This window comes from Alteromonas sp. KUL150 (assembly GCF_009811475.1).
In the GTDB taxonomy this organism is placed as follows: domain Bacteria; phylum Pseudomonadota; class Gammaproteobacteria; order Enterobacterales; family Alteromonadaceae; genus Alteromonas; species Alteromonas gracilis.
Window position 1 is genome coordinate 67,942 of record NZ_BLIJ01000007.1, and the last position, 14,066, is coordinate 82,007.

General features: G+C 43.9%; 8 protein-coding genes. 4 read left to right on the forward strand and 4 right to left on the reverse strand.

Annotated elements, in window-relative coordinates:
* The first annotated feature begins 192 nt into the window (after window positions 1-192).
* Together GVO62_RS01465 and GVO62_RS01470 are read left to right on the forward strand one after the other, a co-directional pair.
* Window positions 193-2,895, forward strand: coding sequence for a TonB-dependent receptor (locus tag GVO62_RS01465; RefSeq protein WP_159117432.1), 2,703 nt, complete (start codon window positions 193-195; stop codon window positions 2,893-2,895).
* A gap of 172 nt (window positions 2,896-3,067) precedes the next feature.
* Window positions 3,068-5,065 (forward strand): tetratricopeptide repeat-containing sulfotransferase family protein, encoded by a 1,998-nt coding sequence (locus GVO62_RS01470; protein WP_159117433.1) that lies wholly within the window; start codon window positions 3,068-3,070, stop codon window positions 5,063-5,065.
* 274 nt (window positions 5,066-5,339) lie between these two features.
* Here the strand turns inward: GVO62_RS01470 and ppsR are convergent, their stop codons facing one another.
* The gene (gene ppsR, locus GVO62_RS01475; RefSeq protein ID WP_105931135.1) at window positions 5,340-6,152 is read right to left on the reverse strand and encodes a posphoenolpyruvate synthetase regulatory kinase/phosphorylase PpsR; all 813 of its coding nucleotides are present in this window, start codon (window positions 6,150-6,152) and stop codon (window positions 5,340-5,342) included.
* A gap of 272 nt (window positions 6,153-6,424) precedes the next feature.
* Between ppsR and ppsA the strand changes: the two genes are divergently transcribed.
* Window positions 6,425-8,797, forward strand: a complete 2,373-nt coding sequence (gene ppsA / locus GVO62_RS01480) for a phosphoenolpyruvate synthase (RefSeq protein ID WP_105931136.1) — start codon at window positions 6,425-6,427, stop codon at window positions 8,795-8,797.
* A 1,116-nt stretch (window positions 8,798-9,913) separates the two neighbouring features.
* Here the strand turns inward: ppsA and GVO62_RS01485 are convergent.
* The 3 genes from GVO62_RS01485 to GVO62_RS01495 all read right to left on the reverse strand — a co-directional run bounded on the left by GVO62_RS01485 (window position 9,914) and on the right by GVO62_RS01495 (window position 13,272).
* Window positions 9,914-12,175 carry a molybdopterin cofactor-binding domain-containing protein gene (locus GVO62_RS01485; RefSeq protein WP_159117434.1) on the reverse strand — a complete coding sequence of 754 codons (2,262 nt, stop codon included), beginning with the start codon at window positions 12,173-12,175 and terminating at the stop codon, window positions 9,914-9,916.
* The gene (locus GVO62_RS01490) at window positions 12,172-12,678 is read right to left on the reverse strand and encodes a (2Fe-2S)-binding protein (RefSeq protein WP_159117435.1); all 507 of its coding nucleotides are present in this window, start codon (window positions 12,676-12,678) and stop codon (window positions 12,172-12,174) included. Before GVO62_RS01490 ends, GVO62_RS01485 begins: the two co-directional genes overlap by 4 nt.
* 378 nt (window positions 12,679-13,056) lie before the next feature.
* Entirely contained in the window at window positions 13,057-13,272 is a 216-nt protein-coding gene (locus GVO62_RS01495; RefSeq protein WP_159117436.1) for a PGPGW domain-containing protein, read from the reverse strand.
* 331 nt (window positions 13,273-13,603) lie between these two features.
* Between GVO62_RS01495 and GVO62_RS01500 the strand changes: the two genes are divergently transcribed.
* Window positions 13,604-14,020 (forward strand): DUF4826 family protein, encoded by a 417-nt coding sequence (locus tag GVO62_RS01500; RefSeq protein WP_159117437.1) that lies wholly within the window; start codon window positions 13,604-13,606, stop codon window positions 14,018-14,020.
* The last annotated feature ends 46 nt before the right edge of the window (window positions 14,021-14,066 follow it).

The following is a 14,066-nucleotide window of genomic DNA, read 5'->3' on the forward strand; positions in this document are numbered from 1 at the left end:
TGCTTCATCTTTATCTAGCATGAAAATCTTTAAAAACTATACTTTATGCTAAGTTTTAAAGATTTTAGATTAAAAATTAATCGTTAGAGTAGTAATTATATTTCTATTGTGTATTTTAATATATGACCTTTTTGATAAGTGTTTTAACTAAACGCTGTTAAAAATAAAAACTAATGAAGGAAACACACACAAATGCGAAAAACTCAGCTTAGCTGTGCAATTGTCGCTGCACTGGCTACCACTCCTCTGGCCGCGCAAGAATCAAAAGCGCCTGCTAAACTCGAAACAATAGAAGTCACCGCTACTAAGCGAAGTGAATCTATACAAGACGTTCCGGTCGCAGTTACCGCGCTCAACGGTAAAGCACTAGAAAATCTTGGTATAGATAATTTCCAAGACTATGTTGAATTTTTACCAAATGTGGTATTCCAAGGAACCGGGCCGGGACAGAATGAAATCTACATTCGCGGTGCCGCAACAACCCAATCTAATATCATGTTGTCGTCTGTACAGGCCTTACAACCATCAGTTGCTTTCTACCTTGATGAAATGCCAGTTTCCATGGCAGGGCGTAATTTAGATGTCTACGCTACTGACGTTCAGCGGGTTGAGGTACTTCCTGGGCCACAGGGCACATTGTTTGGTGCAAGCTCTCAGGCGGGTACTATTCGTTTAATTACGAACAAACCCGACCATACGAGCTTTGCTACAGGCTTTGATACAAATATCGGCTTTACCAAAGGCGGTGAAATGAGTAACTCGGTTCAAGCATATTTTAATATGCCGCTTACCGACGACTTGGCTGTTCGAGTTGCTGCGTACAACGATAAGCAAGGTGGCTGGATAGACAATGTAATGAATGTGCCTGGCGAGGGCGGATACATTGGAAGCGCCGTGGTTATTGACCGTATTTCTGGTGGGCCGTTGGCTGATCCAGTGGCCATGGATGCTAACAGAATTACCAACCCCAACATTAGCTCTAATACCGAAGCCGCAGTCGTTTCTCCACAAAATGATGCATTGGTAGAAGAAGACTTTAATGATGCAATGTATACAGGTGCACGTTTTGGTCTGTCTTATCATTTTAATGATAACTGGGACTTGCTTGTACAGCACACCCAGCAAACGTTAGATACAGAGGGTGTATTTGCGTACGACCCCACACTTGAAGGTGAAAGCTCTGCTCTGCGTTTCCAACAAGAAGAGAACAAAGACGAATTCGGTTTAACTACGTGGACGCTTGAAGGACGCTTAGAAAAGCTGAATGTTGTATATACCGGTGGGTACTTAGACCGTGAAATTGATACGCTAGCAGACTACACAGGGTATACAAACGGCGGTTTATTTTCTGCGTATTACGTGTGTAACCACTACGATACGCCTGATAACACAGCTGATGAGCGCTGTTTAGACCCAACCAAATACTATAAAGAAGACACGTCTTCTACTCGTAATACCCATGAGATACGTTTCAACACCACCATGGATACGCCATGGCGAGTAACTGCCGGATTGTTTTATGACGAACAAGAGGTAGCAACAGTAGGTCAGTTCAAGATTGCCAACACTGAAATGAGTACATTTGGCTTTGATAACCTTCAACGTACCCTAGTAGGTAATGAAGGCATTAACAGCGATGGTGGCCCTTTCCCTTCTGAAGTAAGCTTTATCAACGATATTACGCATACCATTGAACAAATTGCTGTATTTGGTCAGCTAGAATACGATATTACCGACACGGTTACTGCAAGTATTGGTGCCCGTTGGTATGAAATTGATGATATCTACGTAGGCTCAACGTCAACTGTTGACGTAACGCGACGTATTCGTGCATTCGGTACGCAAGACCCCGATGAGCTTGCAGCCGTTGGTCTAGACCCTGAAGCTGTTGCCGCCGCTATTCAAAGTGGGCAGTTAGAGGTAGATTTGCTTGACGATAACGGCGTGTTAACCGTTGACGACACAATCTTTAAGTTCTCGCTAGACTGGAAGGTTAACAAAGACATCTTATTGTTTGCTAATTATTCAGAAGGATTCCGACCACCAGTTACTAACCGCGTTGGTGGTGGTCTGTCAAATAATCAGTCTGGCAAATTCGAAAACTTCCGTATTCCTGTATATTCCACAACGGATACGCTGGATAACTATGAATTGGGTCTTAAGGGTGACTTTTTTGATGGCCAATTCCGTGTAAACGCTACGGCCTATTATTCTGAAATTGAAGAGCTGCAAACGTCGCGCTTCGACCCTACAAATATCTCATTCTTGGTATTCACTGATAATGTGGGTGATGCTGAGATTAAAGGTATTGATGCTGACATGACGTGGCTTGCCACTGACGACCTAATCATTAATGCTGCATTTAGTGTATTAGATACTGAACTTACTCGCGTAAACTCGGAGCTTGAGGGTATTGCGGCGGGTGTAGGTTCAAAGCTGCCATACTCTGCGGATTTCTCTGGAAACATCAACGCGCGTTATTTCTTTGAACTAGAAGGTGATAAGCGTGGGTATGTCAATGGATCTGTAAGCTATACCGGCGACCGGTTGGCAGGCATGGTTATGGATGCCTACGTAATGGAGGATGCAACGTCCCTTATTTATGGTACAGGCTCAGGTCTTAAGATTGAACAAGAGGCTGGCGTGTTCGAAGGGGTAACGTATGCCGACTCAAATGGTGAAACGTTCCGCGGCGGCCGTTACGTGCAAGAGTCGTATATTTTAACCAATCTTGCTGTTGGTGTAACAAATGACGTTTGGAAAGCCGAGCTCTACATTGATAATGTATTTGATGAGCGTGCTATTTTAAATATTGATACCCAGCAATTTACGCCGAAGGTAGTAACAAATAGGCCTCGTACTATTGGTCTTCGTTTTTCATACGATTACTATTAAGGCTAAGTTAGTATAGCTAGATTGGTCATGTACGATTAGCGTATAACGTTATGAGGCAATGCGCTTTCCGTGTTTTTATCATTTGAAAGCTGCACGGCCTCAAGTTTAAAACGGCTAACTCTCTGAGTTCGCCGTTTTTTATTTTACGCTGAATTTAAAGCAGGCGTTTTTAATGACACTAGAAGAACAAAAAGAAATACAGCAGTTAAAGCAGTGGCTTATGCAATCACAGCATCAGGCCGTCATTTCTGGATGCAATGACATACTACTACGCGCTAAAGAACAGTTGGGGGTAAGCCAAAACACCCTTAAAGAGGTGCTTTATTTAAAAGCCGTGGCATACCGTCTATTGGCTGATGTAAACAGCGCTATCGAAACGTTGAATGAACTGATTGCTTACGTTCCCAATTATGCTCGCGCTTATCAAGAGCTGGGCTATTGCTATTTAGCCTCTGACAGCAAAAAGGCTGCCCACAGTTTTTATCAGGCTACACGATTTAACCCTGCTTTATTAACTGCCTGGCTCCAGCTTGAAAAAGTGTACAAGGCAGATAATCAACCACAAGCGCTCGCGCTTTGTCAGCAGCAAATTGCATTTCTCACATCGTTACCCAAGCCGTTACTAGGCGCTACAGATTTAATGCACGAAGGGCAATTGCACAAAGCCGAACAAGTGTGTCGACAATTTCTAGCCGGTCATGAGCATCATCCAGAAGCAATGATGTTGCTTGCTGAAATTGGTATTCAATTAAAAGTTTATAGCGACGCTGAATTTTTATTAGAAAGCTGTGTAACGCTATACCCAGAAAATGATAGAGCTGCCGCTGCCTACCAAAGCCTTCTATCTAAGCTTGGAAAGTTCCCTGATGCCGCAGCCGTTGCGAAACAGCGACTGAAATACGCATCTGATAACTTCACCGTGAAAGTAGGCTTGGCTCATGCACTCGTTGGTGTTGGCGAACTAGAGCAGGCAATTGACATCTATCAAGGGCTTCTTAGAGAGAACGAAGATAGGCCGGCAGTTTGGGTGGCACAAGGACATGCCCTAAAAGCTAAAGGTGATATTGGCGATGCGATAAAGGCTTATGAGAAAGCCATTTTATTTCAAAAGGACTTTGGCGATGCGTATTGGAGCCTAGCCAATACGAAGACCTATCGTTTTAGTGATGAATTACTAAGGCAAATGGTCTCGTTGGTAGATGCTGAAGCGACAAAATTGGATGATGAAATTCATATTTGCTTTGCTTTAGGAAAGGGGTTTGAAGACAGTGCGAACGCCACCCGCGCGTTTGAGTACTACGAGCGCGGCAATAAACTTAAAAAGCGTACGCTGCAGTTTGATATCGTTAAAACAGAGAAGGCATTACAGGCTCAGCAGCAGGCTTTTACCAAAGAATGCTTCAACAAAACACAAGGCTGCCAGGCGCCCGATCCTATTTTTATTGTTGGCCTACCTCGCGCAGGTTCAACACTCCTTGAGCAAATTTTAGCATCGCACTCTCAAGTCGAGGGCACTATGGAACTACACGATATATTAGGAATCGCGTCGTCACTCAGCCATCAGTCTACGCCTTACCCACTAAATGTATCAGCATTGAACGAAGGTAAGCTGGCAAAACTAGGTGAGCAATATCTTCAGCAGACCCAAGCTTATCGGCAAGGGGCGCCGTTCTTTATTGATAAAATGCCTAACAACTTCATTCATATTGGGCTTATTAAAAAGATCCTTCCCAACGCTAAAATTATCGACGCGAGAAGAGATCCAATGGACTGTTGTTTTAGCGGCTTTAAGCAACTGTTTGGTGATGGGCAAGAGTTTAGCTACTCTCTGACTGATATTGGTCGATATTACAAAGCCTATGAAAAGCTAATGGCCCACTGGAATACAGTGTTGCCAGGCGAAATTCTGACAGTACAACATGAGGATGTGCTAGATGATTTGGAAGGGCAAGTGCGTCGTCTATTGGACTTTTGTGGCTTAGAGTTTGAAGAGGCGTGCTTAACATTCCATAAAACGAAGCGCGTAATAAAAACGCCGAGCTCTGAGCAGGTTCGTCAGCCTATTTACAGAACGGGAATGGGGCAGTGGATACCTTTTGAATCTAATTTGAGTGAATTAAAGGATGTGCTTAACGTAAGTAGCACTAAGAGGCCGAGAAAGCTTTTCTAAAAGGTTTAGCCTGTGCCGAGCAAGCGAAGGATATTGCACAAGTTAACCGTATCAAGTTACGTATAGCGGAAAACGCAACGCTTGATAATGATGCTGAAAAAGCAAGACATTGGCTTAAGCGGGTATCTGTAGAAGAGCTTCCACCCTTACAACTTCCACGCTACAGAAAGTTGGTCAGAGAAAATGCACCGAATTAACTTTTGAGTCTTATTCAGTTAAATGCAGGCAATATAAATATAGTGCAACGCTTTTGTTATTACCTGCATCTAGCTCGCTAATACTTTCTACGCTTAAGACCCGTTTCAGCCAATATCTTCGCCGAAATCTCTTCAATCGAATACTTGGTGCTGTTTAAAAACGGAATTTTTTCCTTTCTGTATAAGTTTTCAACTTCTCGAAGTTCCATTCTACATTGTGGTAACGATGCATATTTACTGTTTGCCCGACGCTCTGAACGTATTTGATGAAGTCTATCGGCCGCAATGGTCAACCCAAAAAGTTTATGCTTAAACCGTCGTAACGCAGGGGGTAGTTTCAGCATGTCGCCCATATCTTCTTCGGTAAACGGATAGTTTGCTGCTTTTATTCCGTATTGAAGGGCCAAATAAAGGCTCGTTGGGGTCTTTCCAGAGCGAGAAACGCCAGTAAGGATGATGTCGGCTTCATCGTAATCCTTAAGGTTGGAGCCATCATCATTGGCCAGCGCGTAGTTTACCGCTTCTATTCTGATGTCGTAGGTGGTTTCATGAATACTGTGTGTGCGATGCTTTTCAGGTTTAGAAGGTACCCCTAACACTTTTTCAAGGGGAGCCACAAATTGGTCAAGGAAATTATAGTTAATACCCACAGACTTAGAGATGATCTTGCGTACATCTACATTCACAATTGTATAAAAAACGAGCGGTCTCTCGCCGGTGTCTTGAAAACTTTCAGAAATTTGCTGCAAAACTTTATGAGCTTGTTCTTCAGTTTCAACGAAAGGGATGGTGTTGTGATTAAAAGAAACAGGGAAGAGTGAAAGCAGGGCGTGGCCGAAGACCTCTGCTGTAATGGCGGTACCATCTGATATATAAAAAGCTGTGCGCACAACAATTCCTTAACATTGGTGTAATTTAATTACAAAATTAATAAAGGGTTTACATTCCGAATTCCCCCATTCTAAGATGATTTCGTCGAAAAGCTACACGGTTCTCGTGAATGGCGACAAATATCAACTTATTTGCCGTCAAACTGAATGAACATGAGTAAAGGTGGGATTCACCACCAATCGACAAGAATTTGATGTGTTTCAGGTAATAAAAAGCACAAACCTGAAACGTACCTCATACCCTACACATAAAAAAGCTGGAGGCTTGGGCTGTGCAAGAATACGTACTTTGGTATCAAGAACTGGGCATGCATGATGTGGGTCGCGTAGGCGGCAAAAATGCATCATTAGGCGAGATGATTTCAAACCTGGCTAACGCCGGAGTGCAGGTGCCGGGCGGCTTTGCAACTACGGCTGAAGCATTCAATGAGTTTCTAGAGCAAAGTGGCTTAGAAGCAAGGATCCATGAAGTACTAGACTCGCTTGATGTCGATGATGTGAACGCACTGTCTGAAGCGGGCAAGAACATTCGTCAATGGATCATCGACACGCCTTTTCAAGGAAAGCTAGAAGAAGAAATTAAAACTGCGTTTGTGACGCTTCAGGGCGATGCGGGCGAAGAAGCGTCATTTGCTGTACGTTCATCTGCGACTGCTGAAGATATGCCGGATGCGTCATTCGCTGGCCAACAGGAAACTTTCCTTAACGTTAAAGGTTATGAAGCTGTGCTTGTGGCGATAAAGCACGTGTTCGCATCACTTTTCAATGACCGCGCCATTTCTTACCGCGTACACCAAGGTTACGACCACAAAGGCGTAGCCCTATCTGCAGGTATTCAGCGCATGGTGCGAAGTGATATCGCGTCGTCAGGTGTTATGTTTACCATTGATACAGAGTCTGGTTTTGAAGACGTTGTATTTATTACCAGCTCATTTGGTTTAGGCGAAATGGTAGTGCAGGGTGCGGTTAATCCTGACGAATTTTACGTACACAAGCCAACCTTAGATAAAGGGTTACCGGCAATTGTTCGTCGTAACCTGGGTAGCAAGCTTACCAAAATGGTGTATTCAGACGATGAAGCACACGGTAAGCAAGTGTCTATCGTTGATATTGATGTTGCTGATAGCAAAACGTTCTCATTGACTGACGATGAAGTAATGGAGCTAGCGAAGCAGGCACAGATTATTGAAAACCACTATAAGCGTCCGATGGATATTGAGTGGGCTAAAGATGGCGCAGACGGCAAACTTTACATCGTTCAGGCGCGTCCAGAGACGGTACGCAGCCGTGAAGACTCGCAAAGCATAGAGCGTTTCCAGCTTAAGGGTCAAAGCAACATCGTGTGTGAAGGCCGTGCAATTGGTCACAAGATTGGCGCAGGCGTAGCCAAAGTACTCGATTCAATTGAAGAGATGGATAAAATCCAGGCGGGTGATGTATTGGTAACTGACATGACGGACCCTGATTGGGAACCTATCATGAAAAAAGCGTCTGCCATTGTTACCAACCGTGGTGGCCGAACTTGTCACGCGGCAATCATCGCACGTGAACTTGGCATACCAGCGGTTGTTGGTTGCGGTAACGCGACTGATAGCATTCAAAACGGCGACAAGATAACTGTGTCTTGTGCTGAAGGTGATACCGGCTTTATCTATGGTGATGAGCTTGAGTTCGATGTTGTGACATCACGCATTGATGCGATGCCGGACCTACCGCTTAAAGTAATGATGAACGTGGGTAATCCAGATCGCGCGTTTGATTTCGCTCGCTTACCCAATGCTGGTGTTGGTCTAGCTCGTCTTGAATTCATTATTAACCGAATGATTGGTGTGCACCCTAAAGCGCTACTTAATTTCGACAGTCAGCCGGAAGAGTTGAAAGAAGAGATTAACGACATGATAGCGGGCTACGAATCGCCTACGGAATACTATATTGAGAAATTGGTAGAAGGTATTTCAACTATTGGTGCGGCATTCTCGCCAGAGAAAGTAATTGTTCGTATGTCAGATTTCAAATCGAACGAATATTTCAACTTGGTTGGTGGTTACCAGTACGAGCCTGATGAAGAAAATCCAATGCTGGGTTTTCGTGGTGCAAGCCGTTATATCTCCGAAGACTTCCGCGATTGTTTTGCACTAGAGTGTGAGGCTATCAAGCGCGTTCGTAATAAAATGGGTTTAACTAACGTTGAGATTATGATCCCGTTTGTTCGCACTTTAGAGGAAGGTCGTAAGGTTATCGAGCTACTAGAAGAGCAGGGGCTTAAGAAAGGTGAAGATGGTCTTCGCGTTATTATGATGTGTGAACTACCATCGAACGCGCTACTTGCCGATCAGTTCCTAGACATCTTCGATGGCTTCTCAATTGGCTCTAACGACTTAACACAGCTAACGCTAGGATTAGACCGAGACAGTGGCTTAATTGCTCACTTGTTTGATGAACGTGATGAGGCAGTAAAAGCATTACTTTCAATGGCAATTCAAGCAGCAAAGAAACGTGGCAAGTACGTAGGTATTTGTGGTCAAGGACCGTCTGATCACGAAGATTTCGCAGCTTGGTTGGTAGATGAAGGTATCGACTCGGTATCACTCAACCCAGACACCGTTGTAGAGACATGGCTATATCTTGCTGAAAAGCACGGTTAATAGCGTAACGTTAAGGCTCTTAGCTTAATAAGCGTTTAGTTAGCGATTTTTCTAACATTAGAGCCAGCTATAACGATTTTTAGAAGAGACCTTCGGGTCTCTTTTTTATTGGTTATTACTGAATATATTGCCGATTTAGCATTGTTACATGCCAGTGGTACATTCCTTAAAAAAACAGTGGTTATTTCGCAAAAGTATGTGTTTTTGCCAATTGACGACATGACTTTGTGTAATAAAAAATGTAATATTACAAAGTGACTTTCACATCGAATCTTAGATTAATTATTAACTTGGTTGAACTCTTATGGCACATAATGACAGCACAGTTTCAGTAAATACTTCTGAAGAGAATGTTATGCAATCACGCTCTGCAGCAGAGCAGCTGGCGGAAGCGCAAAAAGAAATTAACGAACTAAAAATGCAGTTGATGTGGATGGAACGCAACTACGAATAAATACTGAGTTGATCTGCTCGGGCTCAACGAGTCCGAGTTTTATTGTTTATTAGAAGTTATAATATGAAAGTTTTCATGCTCACTTTCATTTTATGGTGCTTATCTACAAAGCATTCTGTTTCTTTCGAATTGTCTTTAATGTGCTAATGTAATTACGTAACGTTAGCAGTATTTTAAGCGCAGGAAAGGAAACAAAATGACTTACCGATTCAAGTTTTTTGCTCAACCTGTAATCAGTAATATAAGAACCCTCTGTGAAGCAGCGCTAGTAGAATTCACAATCGGTCTAATATGCGCAGTTTTTGCTTACGCAAGTTATGGTATTTTTATCCACCTTTTCGTTGCGTGCCTCATCATCTCCGTCGCATGTTTCTGCCTGAGTATCTACAACCTTTATTGCCTTTTCTCTCATCCTTAAAAGTCTTCAATTAACGCCTGAATCGTTTGATTAAAATTTGGGTTTACTATTACGGTTAAAACAAGGGAATTAACTCAGGCCAAAGTTACACTTGAAGCTGAGGATGTCACATAAGTACATTCATAAAAAAAGGGTAAACACATGTTGTGTTTACCCTTTTTTTGATGCATTACACGCACCGTTTTGCAATTAATTTTCAGTGCTGGTAATGACTCAGTTTTTTAGGCCATTAGTACTTTTACCATTAGGCTTTTAGTTGGTTTCCGATAGGTAACTGACGAATACGCTTACCACATGCTGCAAATATAGCGTTACAAAGTGCTGGCGCGTATACCGGTGTTGCTGGTTCGCCTACACCAGCAGGTGGTGCATCGCTTTCAACTATTTCTACTTCAACGTCTAACGGTGAGTCACTCATGCGCGGTACACGATAGTTGTGGAAGTTACTTTGCTGTACACGGCCTTTATCGAAGGTAATACCGTCACTGATAGCAGTAGTGATACCGTACACCGAGCCACCTTGGGTTTGGTTTTTGACCGTATCAGTGTTCACCACGGTACCAGCATCGATGGCAACCCAAGACTTAATAACGTTAAGATCGCCAGCCGCAGACACTTCTACTTCAACCACAGTGGCTACATAGGTCAAGAAGCTGCGGTGTGCGGCAATACCTAAGCCGCGCCCTTTAGGCATCTCTCGACCCCAGCCAGCCATGTCAGACACTTTTTCGATAACGTTACGTAGGCGGCCTGTGTCTAATGGATAGACAGACTTATCGCCCCAATAGTTGTTGTACTCGGCTTTTTGTTCAGTAACATCCAAAATTCTGTCGGGGCCGATGACTTCTAACAAGTACTCTTTCGAATCTTTGCCTGCTTTGTGCGCCGCTTCATTAATAAACGACTGAACCGCAAAGGCATGGAAAATGTTTGATACGGAACGCATCCATCCTATACGCGCTTTGGCGGGGGCTTCACCGCGTTCTAGCTTCATGTTTGGCGTAAGAATAGGGTTGTCTGTAAAGCCCAAATCTAGTTCAAAGCTAAACGGCGCATTAGCACCTTCTTGAAAGGTTGAGGCAATCGGTGAAAACGCCGTTCTGTGAAGATAAGCATCAATTTTGCCGTTTTCATCGAGGGCTGCTTCAACGTGCTGAGCAGAGACTGCATGATAGAAACCGTGCTGGATATCATCTTCACGGGTCCATTGAACGCGAATTGGTTTACCTGTTTTCATCGAAAGGTATGCCGCTTCAGCAGAGAAATCAGGTTTAGACTTACGTCCGAATGCACCGCCTAACATGGTAACGTGAACGTTGATTTTCTCTTTGTCCATGCCAACCATGGCGCCTACCGTTTCCATATCAGCCTGTGGGTTTTGCGTTGCGGCCCACACGTCTACTCGGTCTTTGTAGTACATGGCTGTAGCGCACGGTGGCTCCATCGGCGCTTGAGCAAGGTGCGGCACATAATAGTCAGCAACAAGCTTGTCGCTGGCTTCTTCTAAAACACTTAGCGCATCACCTTTTTCTCTTACAAGGGCCTGGGGGGCATTTACCGTGTTAAGCAACTGCGCTTTAAAGCTTTCTGAATTATAGTCGCCGTTTGCTCCGTCATCCCAGGTTACTTCCAGCGCTTTGCGGCCCTGCCACGCAGCCCATGTGTTGTTAGCAATGATGGCTATTCCACCTTTAGGTTGGAACTGAGGCGCACCTTTAGGCGCAGGCATTTCAATAACGTCAACGACACCTTTTACTGCTTTTGCTTTTTCTGCGTTAAAGCTTTTCACCTTACCGCCTACTACAGGTGGGCGTTCAATGATTGCAACAAGCGCTTTAGGTTCACGGACATCAGCTGCAAACGTGGCTTTACCGGTAACGATATCTTGAAGGTCGATATGCGCCATACCTGTGTTGATGTAACGCCACTCTTTTCTATCTTTAAGCTTCAACTTATCTGCTTCTGGCGGCGTAATGGTAAGCGCATCGTCGATTAAGTCTTTATAAGCCAGGGTTTTACCTGATGTGTGTGTGACAACATGCTGCGCGGCAACGCAGGTATTTGGCTCAACACCCCAGCGTTTTGCTGCAGCGTGTTGCATCATATAGCGTACGCTTGCGCCCATTTCACGTAAACGCTGCATATTAAAGCGAATACTGCGCGAGCCATCCGTGTTTTGGTCGCCGTATTTAGGGTCGCCTTTACCCTGTATAACAATTACTTTTTCCCAGGACGCTTCCATTTCGTCTGCGACTATTTGTGCTATTGCGGTGCGGATCTGCTGGCCCATCTCACTGCGGTGACAGGTCACTTCAACCATACCGTCAGGACGAAGTGCAATAAATAAGTTTGCACGTTTTGCATTTTCAGCTGGTTTCGCCAAAACACCAGCCATCGCACGTGGCGCGCTGCCTATGAAATAAGTGCCAAGAACCAAAGCGCCTGCCGCTGCTGTGGATTTCAAAAAGCTACGGCGATTCATATCAAAATAGGTATTCTCGCTCATGCTTCTTCTCCCGCTTGGCTTGGGTCAAAGAAGCCTACGCCTGCATTGCCTGTCATTGATTTCGATGCTGATTTTATAGCCTTGTGAATACGGGGGTAGGTGCCGCAACGGCAGATGTTGCCAGACATATTCTGGACAATTTCTTCATCGCTAGGTGTTGGATTGGTAGATAATAGGCTGACTGCCTGCATAATTTGGCCGCATTGGCAAAATCCACACTGGGGCACTTTATGCTCTACCCATGCCTTTTGAACCGGATGGTCGCCGCTTTCACTTAGCCCTTCGATAGTCGTAATCTCTTTGCCTTGAACTGTAGATACTGGCATTACGCAAGACCGCTGCGCTACGCCATCAATGTGTACAGTACACGCCCCGCACTGTGCCATACCACAGCCAAACTTAGGTCCTGTAAGATTTAATTCGTCACGAAGGTACCACAACACTGGTGTTGACGGGTCACCAGCAAATTCGTGTTTGTTACCATTAACGGTAAACGTGATCATGATCTTTTCTCCATAGGTAAGCGAGAGATATGACCTGACCAGATTAACTAAATATGGTCTACCCAAACAGTGCAGCGTCTCTATACGCTTTACACAGTGTCATATCTATACGGTTACATTGCCTGATGATACGAGCTATCTAAGATGCAGAGCATGCTGAGATATATGCCACTACTATTATTGTTAAAGGCTTCGTAATTGATAATTTAGTTTACGTTAACACGCATTGTATTTTTACGCATTTACATAAGTTTAGTTGCTAACGTGGTGCGACAAAATAGAAAAAAATCTTGGTGATTTTAAACCTTTAGCTTACCCCAGAACGTGATAAGCATGGCGATGAATGGAAAAGCGTGTACGCTTTGGCAGACGCAAATGTTATCGAAGCTTTCTCAAAAGAAGGAAGCGATCTATTTTGCGAGCACTTAATGTCATGGTGCGCTGGCTATACTTAAGCCAACCGCGCGCTCTAGGCCAGTCATAGCTCAATAGAACAAGTCCGGCAATAATGAAGAGAATTGAGCCAGGGAGCAATGTTAAAACAATTCCACCAGCAAATAGTATTGCGCCAAGAGTAAGTCTTAGTATACGCATGTGTCTAAACTCGTCTTATAAGGCTAATTATTATTGTAGTGTCGCTCAACCTACTTTGTTTGCCAATAATAAAAATGTAAATGTTTGTACTGGATTTGTTTAGAGATAAAGGAACCTCGTGATTTTTACAATATTGGTGAATAAGTAATCGTTTGATTGCTAATGGGCAGACAATGATGCCTTTGCTGTGGAAAGCGCAGTAGAAATGCAGTACAAAGTAAGAGAGTTGTAAGGGGTAAGATTCACATATTAATGACCTTACAGTACACAATTATGCGTGCATTACTAAAAAGTTCGCACAACTAAAATAACGACAAGAAAGAGAGTGAGCATGGCTGAGCAACAAGAAAGACAACCTATCAGCGAAGAAGAGCGGGCTAATTGGGTAAGAGAGCAGTTTCAGAAAGCAAATAAGTTTCTAGCTGAAAATGGCGTATTGTTCGACACCGTGATTACTGAAGAAAGCCGTTACTTAATGCCTTATTTAGCCGTCTGGAAAATTAGAGCGATGGATAGCAAGCTTTATTGGGTAATCAGTGGAGATCTACCCACAGATTTTACTTCGGTGGAAAATGCTACAGACGCTAAAGAAGTCTTGCGTCACTTCGCTATGCATTGGCAACTTAAGGCTGAAAACTTAATGAACGCTGAAGGGGCGGACGACAATCAAAAGGCATTCGGGGAACTGCTAGTTAACCGTGCTGAAAGCTTATTTGCCATGCAAAACACTCCAGATTTTTGGGTTTAAACTGAGCATTAGGAAGGTAGTGAGTTTTAAGCACGCCTGTTCGAGG

Coding starts and splice junctions, on each gene's coding strand:
- GVO62_RS01465 (WP_159117432.1), top strand. CDS start 193: ATGCGAAAAACTCAGCTTAGCTGTGCAATTGTCGCTGCACTGGCTACC.
- GVO62_RS01470 (WP_159117433.1), top strand. CDS start 3,068: ATGACACTAGAAGAACAAAAAGAAATACAGCAGTTAAAGCAGTGGCTT.
- GVO62_RS01485 (WP_159117434.1), bottom strand. CDS start 12,175: ATGAGCGAGAATACCTATTTTGATATGAATCGCCGTAGCTTTTTGAAA.
- GVO62_RS01490 (WP_159117435.1), bottom strand. CDS start 12,678: ATGATCACGTTTACCGTTAATGGTAACAAACACGAATTTGCTGGTGAC.
- GVO62_RS01495 (WP_159117436.1), bottom strand. CDS start 13,272: ATGCGTATACTAAGACTTACTCTTGGCGCAATACTATTTGCTGGTGGA.
- GVO62_RS01500 (WP_159117437.1), top strand. CDS start 13,604: ATGGCTGAGCAACAAGAAAGACAACCTATCAGCGAAGAAGAGCGGGCT.